This is a genomic window from Flavonifractor sp. An52 (assembly GCF_002159385.1).
Classification (GTDB): Bacteria; Bacillota; Clostridia; order Oscillospirales; family Oscillospiraceae; genus Flavonifractor; species Flavonifractor avicola.
Map to the genome: position 1 here is coordinate 17125 of NZ_NFIB01000031.1, position 18558 is coordinate 35682.

The window sequence follows — 18558 nt, forward strand, 5'->3', positions numbered from 1 at the left end:
GCATAATGGATAAAGAAGCTAAAAATATGGAAAGAAAAACTAGGCAAAACCAGCTGAAAAAAAGAAAGACCAAAAAGTAAACTCACCATTTTAAACTTGCAATCTTGGTCAAATTGAAGTATCATGACTAGTAACATCGGATAAATTGTCCAGAGGGACAAGAGATGGGGAAAGGCGGTGAATGTATGTCTCTGGAAGCGATCAAGCAGGTGACTGAGGCCGAGCAGGCCAACAAGCAGCGCAAGGCGGAAGCACAGGCGGAGGCCAAGCGCACCGTGGCGGAGGCCGAGCGGGCTGGCAAGGCCCGGCTGGCGGAAGCCCGGGCTCAGGCCGAGGCCCAGGCCCGTGAGTTTATGCGGGCGGCGGAGGAAACGGCGGCCAAGCACGCCGCGGAGGTCAACGCCCAGACGCAGAAGGCCTGCGACGCCCTGCGGGCCAAGGCGGAGGGCCGTCTGGCTGACGCCGCTGAGAGCATCGTGAGAAGGGTAGTGAAGAACTGATGTCCATTGTGAAAATGAAGCGGCTGCGGCTCATCGGAATGCAATCCGAGCGGGAGTCCATGCTGCGGCTGCTTCAGCATTTGGGCTGTGTGGAGATTGACGAGCCGGGGGACCGGAAAGACGACCCCGACTGGGCCAGCCTCACACGGCCGGACACCGGGGCGCTGAACGAGGCCAGGGATGCCCGTTCCAGCGTGGAGAACGCCCTGAAAGCCCTGAAGAAGTACGGCCCCAAACAGAAGGGCGGGCTCCTCACCCCCAGACCGGTGATTACAGAGGGAGAGCTCTTCGACGATGCGGCCTACCGGACCGGCCTGGCAGACGCCGGGCAGCTGGTGGCCCTGGAGCGGAAGATCTCGGCTCTGTACGCCGAGCAGAACAAACTGCGGACTCAAAAGCTGGCGCTGGCTCCCTGGCTGGCGCTGGATATCCCCCTGGAGACGGCCTCTACCCCGGAGGTGGCGGTGTCCTTCGGCACCGTGGCCGCGTCCACCGATCTGGACGCCATGGACGGGGCCCTGGGGGCGGTCACCGACCTGTATGAGCTCATGCGGGCGGGGGCGGACAACGAACTGAAATATCTGGTGTTCCTCTGCCACCGCAGTGTGGAGGAGGACTGCCAGGCGGTGCTCAAGGAGTACGGTTTCTCCCGGGCGGCCCTGCGGGGCTGGACGGGGACGGCGGCGGAAAACGATAAGCGGCTGGACGAGCAGCTGGCCGACGCCGCCCGTGAGCTGGAGTCCACCATCGCCCAGGTGGGGGAATACGCCTCCAAAAAGGGCGCGCTGGAGCAGTGCCTGGACCGGGCCGATCAGGAGATCGCCCGGGAGGAGGCCCGCTGCCGCCTGCTGGACAGCAGCTCCGCCTTCTTCCTGGAGGGCTGGGTGCCTGTCCCCGACGAGAAAAAGCTGCTGGAGCAGCTGGGGCAGTACACCTGCTGCTGGGAGACCCAGGACCCGGCGCCGGAGGACTACCCGGTGGTGCCGGTGAAGTTGAAGAACAACAAGCTCACCGAGCCGCTGACCACCATTACGGAAATGTACTCCCTGCCCGCCTATGACGGCGTGGACCCCAACGGGCTGATGATGCCCTTCTATGTGTTCTTCTTCGGGTTCATGTTCGCCGATCTGGGCTACGGCCTGATCCTGGCGGGGGCCTGCGCCTTCATCAACCACAAGGCCCACCCCAAGGGGGGCTTCGGACAGCTGATCCGGCTGATGATTATGTGCGGCATCTCCTCCGCCGTCATCGGCTTCTTCACCGGCGGCTTCTTCTCCGACTTCCTGGCTCAGTTCACCAGTATGCTGGGCCTGTCTCAGCCGGTGATCCCCTTCCTGTCGGTGCCCGACGGGGTGACGGGCGTGCCCGGTCCCCTGCTCAACGTCATGGGCGACCCCATGACCGTGCTAGTCTTTGCACTGGCCGTGGGCTTCGTACAGATCGTGGTAGGCATGGCGGTGAAATTCTGGATGCTGTGCCGCCGGGGCCAGGTGGTGGACGCCATCCTGGACATCGGTACCTGGTGGGTCATCTTTGTGGGTATCGGCCTCTTTGCCGCAGGCATCGGCAATGTGGCGGGCTACCCGGTGGTGCTCATCATCGGCTGCCTGATGCTGCTGGGCCAGGGTCGCACGGCCAAGGGCTTCGGCAAGGTGACCGCCATCATCGGCGCGGTGTACAACGGCGTGACGGGCTACTTCGGAGACATCCTCTCCTACTCCCGTCTGATGGTGATGATGCTGGCCGGTTCGGTCATCGGCCAGGTGTTCAACATCCTGGGCGCCATGCCCGGCGGCGGAATGCCCCCGGCCATCGGCATCCCCATCTTCTTCATCATCTTCATCATCGGCCACGCCTTCAACATCGGCCTGAACGTGATCGGCACCTACGTCCACACGTCCCGTCTGCAATACCTGGAATTTTTCAAGCAGTTCTATGAAGAGGGCGGACGCCCCTGGCGGCCCCTGAACATTGCGACAAAGTATGTCGACATTAAGGAGGAAGAGTAACATGACATTCGGTGAATTTCTGACCCAATACGCTGGCGCGTTCTTTGGTTTCCTGGGCGCCGCTCTTGCCGCAGGCCTGGCCTGCGTTGGTTCCGCCAAGGGCACCGGCCTGGCCGGTGAGGCGGGCGCCGGCCTGCTGGCCGAGGACCCCTCTCAGTTCTCCAAGTGTATGATCCTGCAGGTTATCCCCGGCACCCAGGGCCTGTACGGCCTGGTCATCGGCTTCCTGGCCCTGATGAAGATGGGCCTGTTCAGCGGCACCGTGGGTGAGCTGACCATCGCCCAGGGCCTCATCGTCCTGGCCGCCTGCATCCCCATGGCCCTCGGCGGTCTGCTCTCCGGTATCGCTCAGGGCCGCGTGGCCGCCGCCTCCATCAACATCGTGGCCAAGAACCCCAACGACTGGTCCAAGGGCATGGTGCTGTGTATCATCGTGGAGTTCTACGCCATCCTGTCCCTGCTCATCTCCTTCCTGATGATCATGTTCGGCTTCTAAGCAAGAGGTAGACTATGGACGGAATTGAAAAAATCACCGGACGCATCGCGGCCGACGCCGGACGGGAGATCGGCGACATCAACGCCGAGGCCCGCCGTCAGGCCGACGAGATCACGGCCCGGTATGAGGCTCAGGCCCAGCGGGAGAGCGAGGAGATCATCTCCCGTGGCCGCCGCAACGCCGACGAGCGCGTAGAGCGGCTGGCCAGCGTGGCCCAGCTGGACGCCCGCAAGCTGGAGCTGGCCGCCAAGCAGGAGATGCTCTCCAAGGCCTACGACCTGGCCCTGGAGAAGCTGGTGAACCTACCCGACAAGGAGTATGTGAACCTGCTGGCCGACCTGGCCGTGAAGGCCTCCTCCACCGGCCGGGAGGCGGTCATCTTCTCCCAGAAGGACCGGGCCCGCTACGGCAAGGCCGTGGTCACCCAGGCCAACGAGAAGCTGGGCGACGGACACCTGACCATGTCCGAGCAGTCCCGCCCCATTCAGGGGGGCCTCATCCTCAGCGACGGGGACGTGGAGGTCAACTGCACCTTTGAGACGCTGGTGCGCCTCCAGCGGGGCGAAATGGACCGCGAGGTGGCCAAGGTGCTCTTTGACTGATGCGCTCCTTGCAAGTAAGGAGGCAACATTTTGGCTAAGATCAAAGATACCGACTATCTGACCATATCCGCCCGTATCCGGGCCATGGAGAACCGTCTCCTCACCCGGGAGCGGATGGAGCGGATGCTGGACGCCCGCACCGACGATGAGGCCGCCAAGGTCCTCACCGAGTGCGGCTACGGGGAGCTGACCGCCCTCACCCATGCCGGGCTGGACGAACTGCTCTCCGCCGCCCGGGCCGCTCTGTACAAGGAGCTGAAGGGCGCGGTGCCCGACAAGCGGCTGGTGGACGTGTTCCAGATGAAATACGACTACCACAACGCCAAGACCCTCATCAAGGCCGCTGCCGTAGGGGCTGAGCCCGACCGGCTGCTGATGGAGGGCGGTCGCTGGACCGCCGCCCAGATCAAGGAGGCCTGGCAGCGGGACAATCTGCGGGACTTCACCGACCCCTTCCGGCGGGCCGTGGTGCAGGCCAGGGAGCTGCTGGGCGGCGGGGGCGATCCCCAGCTGGCCGACTTCGTGCTGGATCGGGCCTACTTCGCCGAGATGAGCGAGGCCGCCAAAGCGGTGGGCAGCCCCTTCCTGGAGGGGTACGTCCGCCTGCTCATTGATTCCACCAACCTGCGCTCCGCCGTCCGGGCGGCCCGCATGGGCAAAGGCGCCGACTTCCTCAATCAGGTACTCCTCCCCGGCGGCAACGTGGAGGTACACACCCTGACTTCCGGCAAGGGCAGCGATCTGGCCGCCCTGTTCCGGGCCGGCCCCCTCAGCGAGGCGGCCGCCGCAGGCGCCGCCCTCACCGCCCCCGGCAGCGGGGAGCTGACCGCCTTTGAGCGCCTGTGCGACAACGCGGTGATGGGCTATCTGGCCCAGGCCCGCCGCATCCCCTTTGGGGAGCAGGCGGTAATCGGCTACCTGTACGCCAGGGAGAACGAGTTTACCGCCATCCGCACCATTCTGTCCGGCCGCATGGCGGGGCTGGACGGGGACACCATCCGGGAAAGGCTGCGTGAAGCCTATGTCTAAGTATAAGATCGCAGTGCTGGGAGACAAGGACAGCGTGCTGGGCTTCAAGGCCCTGGGGCTGGATGTGTTTCCCGCCGAGACCGTGGAGGAGGCCAAGCAGACCCTCCACCAGCTGGCCAAGGAAAATTACGCGGTGATCTACCTTACCGAGCAGTACGCCGCCGGTATGACGGCGGAGGTGGCCCGGTACAAGGATGAGCTCACCCCGGCCATCATCCTCATCCCCGGCAAGGACGGCTCTCTGGGCATCGGCATGGCCAACGTCAAGAGCGCCGTGGAACGGGCCGTGGGCGCGGATATTCTTTAACTGCTGACTGCACGGGTCAAATGGGACGATGTGGGCATCGTCCTCTACGCGCGCAGATCTTTCATTGCTCTGTAGGGGCGGGTGCCCACACCCGCCCGCACCCCCGCCGGAGCCCAACGAAGTGGGTCCGGCGGGGAGGAGGAGGCGCAACGGAACGAGTGAGCGTTCCCGTTTACGGGGACGCGAAGGATGTGCAGTTTGCGCCGACGAGAAAGAAGGTTGAGCTATTTGAGCGGAAAAATCGTGAAAGTCTCCGGCCCGCTGGTGGTGGCCACCGGACTGACCGACGCCAACATGGCCGACGTGGTCCGTGTGGGCGAGCAGCGCCTCATCGGTGAGATCCTCACCATGAACGGCGACTCCGCCTCCATCCAGGTCTACGAGGAGACCTCCGGCCTGGGTCCCGGCGCCGTGGTGGAGACCACCGGCGCCCCCATGTCCGTGGAGCTGGGCCCCGGCATCATTGAGAACATCTACGACGGCATCCAGCGCCCCCTGGAGGGCATCATGAAGAAGGCGGGCTCCAACAACCTGCCCCGCGGCGTGGAAGTCCCCGCCCTGGACCGGGAGAAGAAGTGGCAGTTCAACGCCACCGTCCAGCCCGGCGCCAAGGTCATCGGCGGCGACGTCATCGGCACCGTCCAGGAGACCAGCGTGGTACTCCACAAGATCATGATCCCCCCCAAGATGAGCGGCACCATTGAATCCATCCAGTCCGGCGAGTTCACCGTGCTGGACACCGTGGCCGTCCTGGTGGATGACAAGGGGGAGAAGCACCCGCTGACGATGGTGCAGAAGTGGCCCGTCCGTGTGGGCCGCCCCTACAAGCATAAGTATCCCCCCAAGACCCCCCTGCTGTCCGGCCAGCGTATCGTGGACGCCATGTTCCCCGTGGCCAAGGGCGGCACCGCCGCCATCCCCGGCCCCTTCGGCTCCGGCAAGACCGTTATGCAGCACCAGCTGGCCAAGTGGTCCGACGTGGACATCGTGGTCTACATCGGCTGCGGCGAGCGCGGCAACGAGATGACCGACGTGCTGCGGGAATTCCCCGAGCTGGTGGACCCCCGTACCGGCGAGTCCCTGATGAAGCGGACCGTCCTCATCGCCAACACCTCCGATATGCCCGTGGCCGCCCGTGAGGCCTCCATCTACACCGGCATCACCATCGCCGAGTACTTCCGCGACATGGGCTACCATGTGGCCGTCATCGCCGACTCCACCTCCCGCTGGGCCGAGGCTCTGCGTGAGATGTCCGGCCGTCTGGAAGAGATGCCCGGCGAGGAAGGCTACCCCGCCTACCTGTCCTCCCGTCTGGCCCAGTTCTACGAGCGGGCCGGTATGGTGGAGTGCATCGGCTCTGACGCCGACCGCCGGGGCTCCCTGACCGCCGTGGGCGCGGTTTCCCCGCCCGGCGGCGACCTGTCCGAGCCCGTGTCCCAGGCCACCATGCGTATCGTCAAGGTGTTCTGGGCCCTGGACGCCTCCCTGGCCTACCGCCGCCACTTCCCCGCCATCAACTGGCTGAACTCCTACTCCCTGTACCTGGACTCCCTGAAGCCCTGGTACGACGAGCATCTGGGTCCCCAGTTCATGGTCAACCGCGACAAGTCCATGTCCATCCTCCAGGAGGAGGCCAGCCTGAACGAGATCGTGCAGCTGGTTGGTAAGGACTCCCTGTCCGCCGGCGACCAGCTGACCCTGGAGACCGCCAAGATGCTGCGCGAGGATTTCCTCCAGCAGAACGGCTTTATGGAAGTGGACTGGTACTCCAGCTACGAGCGCCAGGACAAGATGATCCAGATGATCCTGGATTACGACAAGCTGTGCCGGGCCGCCATCGAGAAGGGCGCGACCGTGTCCGAGCTGTTCAATATCCCCTTCCGTGAGAAGATGGGCCGTGCCAAGAGCGTACCTGACGACCAGTTCCCCACCGTCTACGCCGATATGGCCCGGGAAATGGAGGAGCAGATCGAGGCCATTGCGGCCAAGGGAGGTGAAGAGGCATGATCCGTGAATACCGTACCATTCAGGAGATCAACGGCCCCCTGATGGTGGTCCGCAAGGTCGACCGCGTCACCTACGACGAGCTGGCCGAGATCGAGCTGTCCGACGGCTCCATCCGCCGCTGTAAGGTGCTGGAGGTCAACGGCGACAACGCGGTTGTGCAGCTCTTCGAGTCCTCCGCCGGCATCAACCTGGCCCAGTCCAAGGTCCGCTTCCTGGGTCACCCCCTTCAGCTCCCCGTGTCCGGCGATATGCTGGGCCGGGTGTTCAACGGCATGGGCCGCCCCATCGACGGCGGCCCCGAGATCATGGCCGAGGAGTACCGTGACATCAACGGCCTGCCCATGAATCCCGCCGCCCGGGACTACCCCAACGAGTTCATCCAGACCGGCATCTCCACCATCGACGGTCTGAATACCCTGGTCCGCGGCCAGAAGCTGCCCATCTTCTCCGGCTCCGGCCTGCCCCACGCCGCCCTGGCCGCCCAGATCGCCCGTCAGGCCAAGGTGCTGGGGGACGACGCCGGCAACTTCGCCGTGGTGTTCGCCGCCATCGGCATCACCTTCGAGGAGTCCGACTTCTTCGTGCAGGAGTTCCGCCGCACCGGCGCCATCGACCGTACCGTGCTGTTCACCAACCTGGCCAACGACCCTGCCGTCGAGCGTATCGCCACCCCCCGTATGGCCCTCACCGCCGCGGAGTACCTGGCCTTTGAGAAGGATATGCACGTGCTGGTCATCCTGACCGATATCACCAACTACGCCGAGGCCCTCCGTGAGGTGTCCGCGGCCAAGAAGGAGGTCCCCGGCCGCCGCGGCTACCCCGGCTACCTGTACACCGACCTGGCTACCATGTACGAGCGCGCCGGCCGTCAGCTGGGCAAGAAGGGCTCCATCACCATGATCCCCATCCTCACCATGCCCGAGGACGACAAGACCCACCCCATTCCCGACCTGACCGGCTATATCACCGAGGGCCAGATCATCCTGTCCCGGGAGCTGTTCCGCAAGGGCATCAATCCCCCGGTGGACGTGCTGCCCTCCCTGTCCCGTCTGAAGGATAAGGGCGTGGGCCCCGGCAAGACCCGTGAGGACCACGCGGGCACCATGAACCAGCTCTTCGCCGCCTACTCCACCGGTAAGGAGAACAAGGAGCTGATGAGCATCCTGGGCGAGGCCGCCCTCTCCCCCACCGACCTGCAGTACGCCAAGTTTGCCGACGAGTTTGAGAAGCGCTATGTCTCCCAGGGCACCGATGAGAACCGCTCCATCATCGAGACCCTGGACCTGGGCTGGGATCTGCTGAGCCTGCTGCCCAAGGCGGAGCTGAAGCGTATCAAGCCGGAGTATATCGAGAAATACCTCCCGAAAAAGGAGGGATAAATCATGCCGGCCATTAACGTGAACCCTACCCGGCAGGAGCTGACCCGGCTGAAAACCCGGCTCAAGACCTCCATCCGGGGCCACAAGCTGCTGAAGGATAAGCGGGATGAGCTGATGAAGCAGTTCATGGACGTGGTGCGGGAGAACCGGGCCCTGCGGAAGAAGGTGGAGGAGGGGCTGATGAAAGCCCACGGCTCCTTCACCGTGGTCTCCGCCCTCATGTCCTCCGAAATGCTGGAGCAGTCCCTCCTGTACCCCAAGCAGAGCGTGGAGCTGGACATGACCTTCCAGAACATCATGAGCGTCAACGTGCCCGTCTACCAGTTCCGCACCAAGAGCGACGACGCCGGGGAGATCTACCCCTACGGCTTCGCCGCCACCTCCGGTGAGCTGGACGGTGCGGTGGACGCCCTGTCCGGGGTCTTTCAGGATATGCTCAAGCTGGCCGAGATCGAAAAGACCTCCCAGCTGCTGGCGGAGGAGATCGAAAAGACCCGCCGCCGGGTCAACGCCCTGGAGTATGTGAAGATCCCCCAGATGGAGGAGGCCATCAAGTATATCTCCATGAAGCTGGACGAGAACGAGCGCTCCAACACCATCCGTCTGATGAAGGTGAAGGATATGCTCCTCAAGGAAGCCATCGAGGAACGCCAGGAGGCCGACGCCCGCGCGGTGGAAGCCTTTGGAGGAAAACAGGAAGAGGTATAACGATCATAAAAAAGACGGTCCCCACCGGGACCGTCTTTTTTCGTGGCATAAGCGCAAAAAACCGGGGCGGCCCACACTGGGCCGCCCCGGTCTGTATACCGGCTTATTCGGCGGAAATCATATAGTAGTAGACAGGCTGACCGCCGGAGAGCAGGGTGATCTCGGCGTTGGGGCAGCACTCGGTAAAGAGAGCCAGGGCCTTCTGGGCCTCCTTTTCGGACACGTCCTCGCCGTAGAAGATGTTGATAAACTCGGCGGACTGCTGGGCGTCAGCCTCGGCCAGACGGCGCAGCAGGGTGTCCAGATTCTGATCGGTGCCAAAGAGCTGATGCTCGGTGAGGGCCAGATAGTCCCCCTGCTTGATGGCAAAGCCGTCAAAGTCGGAGTCCCGGGCGGCGTAGGTGATCTCGGAGGTGTGGACGTTGCCGATGGCCTCGGTCATGGCGGCCACATTGTCCTCCTGGGAGGCATCCAGGTCCATGACCATCAGAGCGGAGATGCCCTGGGGTACGGTTTTGGTGGGGAGAACCACCACCTGCTTGCCCTCCGCCAGAGGGATGCACTGCTGGGCGGCCATGATGATGTTGCCGTTGTTGGGCAGCACAAAGACGATCTCAGCCGGGGTGGCGTCAATCACCTTCATAATGTCGTCGGTGGAGGGGTTCATGGTCTGACCGCCGCTGATCACGCCGTCAGCGCCCAGATCCTTGAACACAGCGGCCAGGCCGTCGCCGGCGGCCACCGCCACCACGCCGTACTTCTTCTCGGGGGCCGCGATCTTCCGGCCGCCCTCGTGGTGGTCGTGGTCGTCCTCCTCCAGATCGTCGGTGCTCTGGATGTGGCGTCCGGCGGCCAGATCCTCGGCCTGGGTGCGCATATTCTCGATCTTGGCCAGCTCCAGGGTGCCGTACTTCTGGGCCTCGGTGAGGGCGGCGCCGGGGATGTCGGTGTGGACGTGGACCTTGAAGCAGTCGTCGTCCTCGCCGATGACCAGGCTGTCACCGATGCTGTTCAGGTAGGCCTCGAAGGAGGTCAGCTCCTTGTTGGTGGTCTTGCGGACGATGAACACCGTATCGAAGGTGAAGGTGATCTCCTCGGCGGCGATGGCGGCATAGTCGGTCTTGGTCTCCGTCTTGCTCTCCTCGCCTCCCTCAGGCAGGGGCAGGCCCCGCAGGGAGTCCAGCATACCCTGGAGGATCACCAGAAAGCCCTTGCCGCCGGCGTCCACCACACCCGCCTTCTTGAGGACGGGGTTCATCTCGGTGGTGTGCTCCAGGGCCACCTGGCCCTCGGCAATGGCGGCCTCCAGCACGGCCTCGGGGTCGTCCGGGGTCTTGCGGGCGGCGTCGGCAGCCCGGGCGGCGGCCAGACGGGACACGGTGAGGATGGTGCCCTCGGCGGGCTTCATAACGGCCTTGTAGGCGGCGGCCACGCCGAAGTCCAGGGCAATGGCCAGATCCCGGCCGTCGATGGTCTCCTTGTCCTTCACGGCCTTGGAGAAGCCCCGGAACAGCAGGGACAGAATCACGCCCGAGTTGCCGCGGGCGCCCCGCAGCAGGGCGGAGGCGTTGGTAGCGGCGGCCTCGCCCACGGTACGGGGTTGTTTTTTCTTCAGCTCAGCGGCGGCGGTGGAGATGGTCAGACCCATATTGGTACCGGTATCGCCGTCAGGCACGGGGAATACGTTCAGCTCGTTGATCTGCTGTTTTTGAAGATTGATGGAGGCTGCCGCGTGGATGATAGCCTGGGCAAAGGACGCTCCGTCAATGCGCTCTCTCATGTCTGTGTTCCTTCCTTTCAATGGGCGGACCGGCCTCAGCCGATGACCATGGAATCGATGCACACGTCCACGTTGCGCACCTCGGCGCCGGTGGTACGCTGCACGATATAGCGGACCTCGCTCATAATGGAGCGGCTCACCGCCATCAGATTCACGCCGTTGTCCACGATGATATGCAGCTCAATGGAGACGGTGGAATCCTCATTGTAAGTGACTTTAACGCCCTTACCCATAGACTCCCGGCGCAGCAGATGGACCAGGCCGTCCGCCTTGGAGCGCACCGCCATACCCTTCACGCCGTAGCAGTTGGTGGCGGCGGCGCCGGTGATGTTGGTAAATACTTCGCTGCTGATGGTGATCTCGCCCTGTTCGGTCTGCAGCTTCATGATCTGATCCCTTCCTTTCCTGGGGTGTCTGCATGGCATCCCCGTCAAAGCGGGGGAAAAGGTTCTATTGTTTGTCTTTTTATTGTATTCTATTTCACCACAAAATACAAGGGAAAAAAGTTTCTTCAAAGTGGGAATGTACACTTGTAATTTCCCACAAAAACGTGTACACTGTTCTCATCAGCACATTGCGTTCAACACAAAGGAGGCTGTTTGGATCATGAAAAAGTTTTTCTGCGGGATTGTGAAGTTTTTGGCCGTGCTGGCAGTGCTGGGCGCGGTGGTCTATGCTGTGGTGGCCTACTGGGATAAGCTCATGGAGCTGGTCTGCAAGGTGAAGGGCCTCATCTCCGGCAAGTGCGACGACTGCATGGAGGACGTGGAGTTCGCCGACTGGGAAGAGTAAGAAACTTGAAAAAAGGGCCGCTGCCATGGGCAGCGGCCTTTTTTTACGTCTGAGGCGGTCGGCACAGCCGTCCGAAGTACCAGCCGGTGACCCCGTTCTTCTTCACCAAAGCCCGGTCGGCCAACCGGCGGACAATGGACAGGATGTCCCCCGGCTCCACCGCCGGGCGGTAGTCGGTGGATTCCTTACACAACGTCTCCTCGCCGGAGCGGTAGAGGTAATCAGTGAGTACGTCCACCTCCCGACCGCTCTCCAGGTGGCGGCAGCGGCACAGAGCTCCGCCCCGCAGCAGCACCTCCACCTGACTGTGGCCCCAGCGCACATTCACCGACTGGGGCGTCTCCTCCTGTTTGTCCAGGGCCATGGCGGTGGGCAGGCCGTCGTAGGCAAAGAAGGTGAAGTCCTCCCCGGGGGTCCGGGGGAGCACCAGGGCGTTGAGCTGGGCGTCCCGCTGAAGGGCGCAGCCGCCGTCGATGGATACGATGTGCTGTCTCTCCGATACCAGGGGGTGCGTGGTGGGGATGTGGGGATGGTAGAGGGTCACCGGGGTGTGTCCCACAATGCACCACCGGCGGAAGCAGATGCCCCGGTCCAGGAAACTGTCGTTTTTCATGCAGTCCCAGGCGGTCATGTCCTCCAGATGGTCCTCATCCCATACCCCGCCGTGGACAAACAGATAGTCGGGGGTGAGCAGGATCTCGGGCATGGTGTCCAGAAAGGCCAGCTCCGGGCCGAAGTGGTTCAGGATCACCTGCCGCAGGGCGGGCAGATCCTCCGGGGAACGGGTCTCAAAGCCTGCCTCCTGACCCATCTGGAGCAGGGTGCAGCGGTTGCGCCACACGTTGAGGTAGTGGTGGAAAAATTCCGGCCGCACCTGGGGGGATTCTACAAACTCGGTGACCAGATCGTCGCAGTTGCCCTTGACGCAGTACACCGTCCGGCGGGTGGACAGGTCCATGACGTAGCGCAGCACCGCCAGGCTGTCCTGGCCCTTTTCCACCAGATCCCCCAGCAGCACCAGAATGTCGTCAGGGCCGTAGCCCGCCTTGTCCAGCAGGCTCTGGAACAGGGGCAGGCTGCCGTGAATGTCGCTGACCACCAGCACCCGCCGCCCGGCGGGGAATTCCAGCCGCTGTATCCGTGCTTTGCGCGCCATACCGGCCACCTCGCTTTATACGGAAACTGATTTCTGAGCCTGATACAACCGGGCGTATTCGCCGCCCTTGGCCATCAGCTCCTCATGGGTGCCCTCCTCGGCGATGCCGCAGCCGTCGATGACCACGATGCGTCCGGCGGAGCGGATGGTGGACAGCCGGTGGGCGATGATGAGGGTGGTACGGCCCTGGGCCAGGGCGTCAAAGGCGGACTGGATGCGGGCCTCGGTGACAGTGTCCAGGGCGGAGGTGGCCTCGTCCAGAATGAGGATGGGCGGGTTTTTCAGGAAGATCCGGGCGATGGACACCCGCTGCTTCTGGCCGCCGGAGAGCATGACGCCCCGCTCACCCACCTGGGTCTGGAAGCCGTCGGGCATCTCCAGAATGTCGTCGTAGATCTCGGCCTTCTTGGCGGCCTCAATGATCTCCGCCTCGGTGGCGTCGGGCCGGCCATAGCGGATGTTGTCGTAGATGGTGCCGGCGAAGAGGAACACGTCCTGCTGGACAATACCGATGTGTTCCCGCAGGTCGTGCTGCTTCAGTTCCCGCACATCCTGGCCGTCCACCAGCACCCGACCGCCGGTGACGTCGTAGAACCGGGGGATGAGCTGACACAGGGTGGACTTGCCGCCGCCGGAGGGGCCCACCACCGCCACCGTCTCCCCGGGACGGACATGGAGGGTGATGTGCTCCAGCACCGGCTCAGGGGAGGACTCGTACCGGAAGGTCACGTCGTCCACCAGAATGTCGCCCTTCACGTCGGTGAGGGTGCGGGCGTCGGGGGCATCCTGGATGTCGGGCTCCACCCGCATCAGCTCGGTAAACCGCTTGAAGCCAGCCATGCCCTGCATGAACTGCTCCACAAAGGCGGACAGTTTGCGGATGGGGGTAATGAAGGTGGTGACGTACAGGGCGAAGGTGGTGAGATCGATGAAGTCCATCTCACCCTTCATGATGAGGAAGCCGCCGAAGGCGATGACCACCACGGACAGGATGCCCATGAAAAACTCCATGCCCGACTGGTAGAAGGCCATGGTCTTGTAGTAGCCCCGCTTGGCGCCGCGGAACTGGTCGTTGGCGGCGTTGAACTTGGCGCTCTCGGCATCCTCGTTGGCAAAGGCCTTGGCGGTGCGCATCCCGGAGATGGAGGACTCCACCTCGCCGTTGATGCCGGCCAGCTTGGCCTTGACCTCGATGGAGGCCTTCATCATCTTTTTCCGGGTGAGGGCGGTAAAGAGGATGAAGATAGGGATGACGGCGAACACCATCAGGGCCAGCTGCCACTGGATGGTGAGCATGATGAAGAAGGCGCCCAGAATGGTCACCGAGGAGATGAACAGGTCCTCCGGGCCGTGGTGGGCCAGCTCGGTGATCTCAAAGAGGTCGCCGGTGACCCGGCTCATCAGCTGGCCGGTGCGGTTCTTGTCGTAGAAGGAGAAGGACAGATCCTGCATATGGGAGAACAGGTCCCGGCGGATGTCGGCCTCCATCCGCACGCCCAGCAGGTGGCCCCAGTAGGTGACGATGAAGTAGAATACCCCCTTGAGCACATAGGCCAGAGCCAGGGCTGCCATCACGGCGAAGAAGGTGGCGAAGAGCTGGTTGGGCAGCAGGGTCTGCATGGACCAGCGGGACACCATGGGGAAGAGCAGGTCCACAACGCAGATCAGCAGGGCGCACACCATATCCAGCAGGAACAGCTTCCAGTGGGGCTTATAATAGGAGGCAAAAATCCGCAGATAGCCCCGGTTTTTAAAGTCTTTTTGGTTGGTCATGACGGTCTCCTCTCAAAAATCCGTTACCTTACAGTATAGCCCGCTGCGGAGGGCTTTGTCAACTGAGAGCAAGCCCTCTGCCAAACCGGCCCACATGGGCTTGCCGGAGGGCCGGATAACAGGAAAAGGCGGTATGCGCCCCGTGGAGGGGTTGCATACCGCCTTTTCCTGCGGGGAGGTCCAAAGTCAGCAAGGCCCGCTGAGGCTTGGGAATTTGTTACTGCATCATCAAGGATAGCTCTATTTCATCTTCGTCTGCTGCTCCGGTCTCTGTAAAGCCTTTGCTTTGATACAAATTCAGTGCCCGGATATTCTCTCTATTACAGGTTAAGGTGACCCGATTGGAAGAGCCAAAAGGTTTGGATTTGATGTAATCCAGCACCCGATCCAAGGCAGCGCTGCCATAGCCCCGTTTCTGATAGGATTCATCGATCATCATATGCCAGATGTCATATTCAGGGATATCATAATCGTAAATCACCATAACATAGCCAACCATCGTTTCATCCTCATATATTCCAAACGGCTGGCATTGCTCTCTGTAAACATAAGCCTGTGCCAGACTGCGAATCGGATGTGAAACAAAGCGTTCTTGTCCAGGCGCAAGTTTGAGATGAAATGCGTCAATAAAGTTTTCTTCTGTAATTTTTCTGAGATGAATCATAAATTCCTCCATAAATTGTTCTGACTTCATTGATAAGTCGAGTTTGTATGAATATCTATAGAGGACAGAAAATTGCAACAAAAAGCCGTGGTTAAGAAACCACGGCAAAAGATTCTATAAAAAACTAGTATAATACAACCGAGGTCCTCAAAAGATATTCAGATTTTGTGAGCGTTCTGTTATTTCTCATAATTGAGCACCTCGCTTTCCATTAGAGTTTACATAATCATACTACCAATCATCCATCATGTCAATAATCTTGCGTTTCTATCTGAATTTACAAGAGAGGGTTGGACCGGGCACCAACCCGTTGGTCACCATCGTTACATATTTTATAGAGCCAGCCCACGCTGTTGAAGCCGACGATCAGGAGCAGACTCAGCAGCATCAGCCCAATCCCCTGCAAGCCGGGCACTCTACCGCTGTTCGGTTGCCAAATTCCCCGCCGTGGGGTATGCTGGACGGGCGAGGTGATGGACGTGTACGATATGGACAAGGCGGCCTTCGGGGCCTTTGTGGCCGGGCTGCGGAAGGAGAAGGGGTGGACCCAGCGGGAGCTGGCGGAACAGCTCCACATTACCGACAAGGCGGTGAGCAAGTGGGAGACGGGGGCCAGCATCCCCGACACCGCCTTGCTCATCCCCCTGTCCGAGCTGCTGGGAGTGACGGTGACCGAGCTGCTGCTCTGCCAGCGGCAGGAGAAACCCCTGGAGCCGGAGGCGGTGGAGGACGTGGTGAAAACAGCCATCCGCTGCGCCGGAGGCAGGCCCAGGCGGGCCTGGCAGGAGAGGAGCCTGTGGCCCCTGTGGTATATACTCTCCCTGCTGGCGGGAGGCCTGGGTCTGTGGGCCAACTGGGCGTGGACCGGTGTGCCCGAGGCCCTGTGGACCCCGGTGCTGTTGGGGGCCATCTTCGGGGTCTGGTTCTGCTTTTTTACCCGGCTCACTCTGCCGGAGGTCTATGACCGGTACCCTCTGGGCATGGTGCGGGACGGGCCGCTGCGCATGAATGTGCCCGGCCTGAACTTCAATAACCGCAACTGGCCCCACATCGTCACGGTGGGCCGGGCGTGGTCCTGTGCCGTTATGGCGGGTATGCCCCTGCTGTCCCTGGTGCTGGGGCTGCTCTGCCCCGGTGTGTGGGCCGCGGCTCAGCTGGGTATCATCCTGGTCTTTACCTTGGGCGGACTGTTCCTCCCCCTCTATGTGGTGGGGAAACGTTACGAATGAGTTCAGCAGCCAGACAACAATCAACGGCGGCGCATTTATGCGCCGCCGTTGATTGTCTCCGGGATCACTCCGATAAATGGAGCGTCAGCTCTATTTCATCTTCGTCTGCTGCTCCGGTCTCTGTAAAGCCTTTGCTTTGATACAAATTCAGTGCCCGGATATTCTCTCTATTACAAGTTAAGGTGACACGATTGGAAGAGCCAAAAGGTTTGGATTTGATGTAATCCAGCACCCGATCCAATGCAGCGCTGCCATAGCCCCGTTTCTGATAGGATTCATCGATCATCATATGCCAGATGTCATATTCAGGGATATCATAATCGTAAATCACCATAACATAGCCAACCATAGTATCACCGTTATAAATTCCGAAAGGTTGGCATTGATCCCGATAGACATAGGCCTGTGCAAGACTGCGGATGGGATGGGAGACAAAACGTTCCTGCTCCAGCGCAAGTTTCAGATGAAATGCATCGATAAAGTTTTCTTCGGTAATTTTTCTGAGATGAATCATAAATTCCTCCATAAATCGTCCTGACTTGATTGGCAGTTGGTCTTGTATGAATATCTATGGAAGAACAGGCGATTGCATCAAAACGCAAAAAAGCCGCGGCTGATCCACCACGGCAAAAAACAATCAAAAAGGGTTATATTGCAACCGAGGTCTTCAAAAGATATTCAGGTTTTTGATTCCTTCTGTTATTTTTCATCATGAAGCACCTCGCTTTCTATTAGATTTGATAGTATTATAATACCAATGATTTATTGTGTCAATCATCGTTTTTCGGCTGATCTTCTGCACAGGTAAGGCGCCGCCCAGTCTTTTTTCTTTTACAGGACCGTTCTCTCCTTTTTGGCAAAAAATAGGCTGCCTGCTTGCCTCTATCCCCATTTAATGATACAATAAATTGAATTTTTGTGCAAAAAAAGAGGGAAACGGCAATGGTGGACTATCTGCTGATGGTGTCCTCCCAGGTGGGGACCATGTTTCTGATGATGGCGGCGGGTTTTGCCCTGGCCAAGCGGGGGCTGCTGACCCAGGCGGCCATACCGCAGATGACCAATCTGCTGCTCACCGTGGTGCTCCCCTGTATGCTGGTAGACTCCATGCAGATCGAGCGGACCCCTGCCCTGCTGGGGTCCATGGGATACACCTCCCTGCTGGCGGCGGGGCTGTATGTGCTCTACTGCCTGCTGTCCATTTCCCTGTTCCGGCGGCAGAACCCCGCCACCGGCAAGGCCCTGCGCTTCGGCACTCTCTACGGCAACGTGGGCTTTATGGGCCTGCCCCTGATCCAGCTGGTGCTGGGCGAGCAGGCCATGGTCTACGGCGTCATCAATCTCATGGTGTTCAACGCCTTTAACTGGAGCCAGGGCGTGGTGCTCATGGGAGGGCGCAGGCAGGTCTCCCTGAAGCAGGCCGTCCTCAATCCGGGGATTCTGGGTACTGTGGTGGCCCTGGTGCTATTCCTGTGCGGGATCACCCTGCCCTCCATGGTGGGCAGCGCCGTCAGCTTTCTGGGCAGTATGAACACCCCGCTGGCCATGGTCATCATCGGGGCCCAGATGGCCAACGCCGACTGGCGGGCGGTGTTCCGCAGTCCGGCCATCCTTCTGGCCTGCGGCCTCAAGCTGGTGGCCATGCCCCTGCTCACCGCCCTGATCCTCTACCCCCTCCACCCGGAGCCCGATCTGTACTGCACTCTGGTGCTGCTGGCCGGAGTGCCCACCGCCAGCATTACCGCCATGTTCGCCCAGCGGTACGGCCAGGACGTGTCCGCCGGCGCCCAGCTGGTCACCGTCAGCACCCTTTTGTCCATTCTCACCCTGCCCTGCTGCGGGGTGCTGGCCGCGCTCCTCAGCGGCGCGGCCTGAGGGCCGGAATGGTCACAAATGTTTACAGAATGCGTTTTTCCATTTACGGCACAGGGGTGCGGGTGTTAAAATGTCTAAATCATCTCATGCGCCGGGCGGCCTGCCGCCCACAGTACAATGGAGGTTACCATGAAAAAACAGACCATTCTGACCGGGGCTGCCGCCCTGGCTCTGGCCCTTTTTTTGACCGCCTGCGGCGGACAGGCTCCGGAGCTCACCCCCTCCCCTACCGTCAGGCCTACCCCCACGGCC

General features: G+C 61.3%; 18 protein-coding genes. 12 read left to right on the top strand and 6 right to left on the bottom strand.

Translation table 11 applies throughout. From position 1 onward, the window contains the following. Nucleotides 1-185: 185 nt before the first annotated feature. From B5G06_RS11455 to B5G06_RS11495, 9 genes are all read left to right on the top strand, one after another. The gene (locus tag B5G06_RS11455; protein WP_087189191.1) at nucleotides 186-500 is read left to right on the top strand and encodes a V-type ATPase subunit subunit G family protein; all 315 of its coding nucleotides are present in this window, start codon (nucleotides 186-188) and stop codon (nucleotides 498-500) included. Next, nucleotides 500-2509: a V-type ATP synthase subunit I gene (locus B5G06_RS11460; protein WP_087189192.1), complete on the top strand. Its 2010-nt coding sequence runs from the start codon at nucleotides 500-502 to the stop codon at nucleotides 2507-2509. The genes B5G06_RS11455 and B5G06_RS11460 overlap by 1 nt, the downstream gene beginning before the upstream one ends. Before the next feature lies 1 nt (nucleotide 2510). After that, entirely contained in the window at nucleotides 2511-3005 is a 495-nt protein-coding gene (locus B5G06_RS11465; RefSeq protein WP_087189193.1) for a V-type ATP synthase subunit K, read from the top strand. A gap of 14 nt (nucleotides 3006-3019) precedes the next feature. After that, entirely contained in the window at nucleotides 3020-3607 is a 588-nt protein-coding gene (locus B5G06_RS11470; protein WP_087189194.1) for a V-type ATP synthase subunit E, read from the top strand. A gap of 30 nt (nucleotides 3608-3637) precedes the next feature. Further along, entirely contained in the window at nucleotides 3638-4636 is a 999-nt protein-coding gene (locus B5G06_RS11475; protein ID WP_087189195.1) for a V-type ATPase subunit, read from the top strand. Continuing rightward, nucleotides 4629-4943 carry a V-type ATP synthase subunit F gene (locus tag B5G06_RS11480; protein WP_087189196.1) on the top strand — a complete coding sequence of 105 codons (315 nt, stop codon included), beginning with the start codon at nucleotides 4629-4631 and terminating at the stop codon, nucleotides 4941-4943. The genes B5G06_RS11475 and B5G06_RS11480 overlap by 8 nt, the downstream gene beginning before the upstream one ends. Nucleotides 4944-5132: 189 nt before the next feature. After that, complete coding sequence (locus B5G06_RS11485) at nucleotides 5133-6950, top strand: V-type ATP synthase subunit A (protein WP_087189197.1); 1818 nt, start codon at nucleotides 5133-5135, stop codon at nucleotides 6948-6950. Then, the gene (locus B5G06_RS11490) at nucleotides 6947-8329 is read left to right on the top strand and encodes a V-type ATP synthase subunit B (protein WP_087189198.1); all 1383 of its coding nucleotides are present in this window, start codon (nucleotides 6947-6949) and stop codon (nucleotides 8327-8329) included. The genes B5G06_RS11485 and B5G06_RS11490 overlap by 4 nt, the downstream gene beginning before the upstream one ends. Nucleotides 8330-8332: 3 nt before the next feature. Further along, nucleotides 8333-9037, top strand: coding sequence for a V-type ATP synthase subunit D (locus B5G06_RS11495; RefSeq protein WP_087189199.1), 705 nt, complete (start codon nucleotides 8333-8335; stop codon nucleotides 9035-9037). Nucleotides 9038-9140: 103 nt separating this feature from the next. Here B5G06_RS11495 and B5G06_RS11500 read toward each other — a convergent pair whose 3' ends face one another. Further along, nucleotides 9141-10817 carry a DAK2 domain-containing protein gene (locus B5G06_RS11500; protein ID WP_087189200.1) on the bottom strand — a complete coding sequence of 559 codons (1677 nt, stop codon included), beginning with the start codon at nucleotides 10815-10817 and terminating at the stop codon, nucleotides 9141-9143. A 35-nt stretch (nucleotides 10818-10852) separates the two neighbouring features. Beyond that, a complete protein-coding gene (locus B5G06_RS11505; RefSeq protein WP_087189201.1) occupies nucleotides 10853-11203 on the bottom strand; it encodes an Asp23/Gls24 family envelope stress response protein in 351 nt (116 codons plus the stop codon). Nucleotides 11204-11423: 220 nt separating this feature from the next. On the opposite strand from B5G06_RS11505, the gene B5G06_RS11510 reads away from it, so the two are divergent. Continuing rightward, a complete protein-coding gene (locus B5G06_RS11510; protein WP_087189202.1) occupies nucleotides 11424-11609 on the top strand; it encodes a hypothetical protein in 186 nt (61 codons plus the stop codon). A gap of 43 nt (nucleotides 11610-11652) precedes the next feature. On the opposite strand, the gene B5G06_RS11515 is transcribed toward B5G06_RS11510, so the two are convergent. From B5G06_RS11515 to B5G06_RS11525, 3 genes are all read right to left on the bottom strand, one after another. Continuing rightward, on the bottom strand, nucleotides 11653-12765 hold the full coding sequence (locus tag B5G06_RS11515) for a metallophosphoesterase (RefSeq protein ID WP_087189203.1): 1113 nt from the start codon (nucleotides 12763-12765) through the stop codon (nucleotides 11653-11655). 15 nt (nucleotides 12766-12780) lie between these two features. Further along, entirely contained in the window at nucleotides 12781-14538 is a 1758-nt protein-coding gene (locus B5G06_RS11520; RefSeq protein ID WP_087189204.1) for an ABC transporter ATP-binding protein, read from the bottom strand. Between the two features lie 217 nt (nucleotides 14539-14755). Continuing rightward, nucleotides 14756-15202 carry a GNAT family N-acetyltransferase gene (locus tag B5G06_RS11525; protein WP_087189205.1) on the bottom strand — a complete coding sequence of 149 codons (447 nt, stop codon included), beginning with the start codon at nucleotides 15200-15202 and terminating at the stop codon, nucleotides 14756-14758. 473 nt (nucleotides 15203-15675) lie between these two features. On the opposite strand from B5G06_RS11525, the gene B5G06_RS11530 reads away from it, so the two are divergent. Next, nucleotides 15676-16431, top strand: coding sequence for a helix-turn-helix domain-containing protein (locus B5G06_RS11530; RefSeq protein WP_087189206.1), 756 nt, complete (start codon nucleotides 15676-15678; stop codon nucleotides 16429-16431). A gap of 64 nt (nucleotides 16432-16495) precedes the next feature. Here B5G06_RS11530 and B5G06_RS11535 read toward each other — a convergent pair whose 3' ends face one another. Beyond that, complete coding sequence (locus tag B5G06_RS11535; RefSeq protein WP_087189207.1) at nucleotides 16496-16945, bottom strand: GNAT family N-acetyltransferase; 450 nt, start codon at nucleotides 16943-16945, stop codon at nucleotides 16496-16498. Nucleotides 16946-17373: 428 nt separating this feature from the next. Here B5G06_RS11535 and B5G06_RS11540 point away from each other — a divergent pair, with 428 nt between their 5' ends. Then, entirely contained in the window at nucleotides 17374-18306 is a 933-nt protein-coding gene (locus B5G06_RS11540) for an AEC family transporter (protein ID WP_087189208.1), read from the top strand. The last annotated feature ends 252 nt before the right edge of the window (nucleotides 18307-18558 follow it).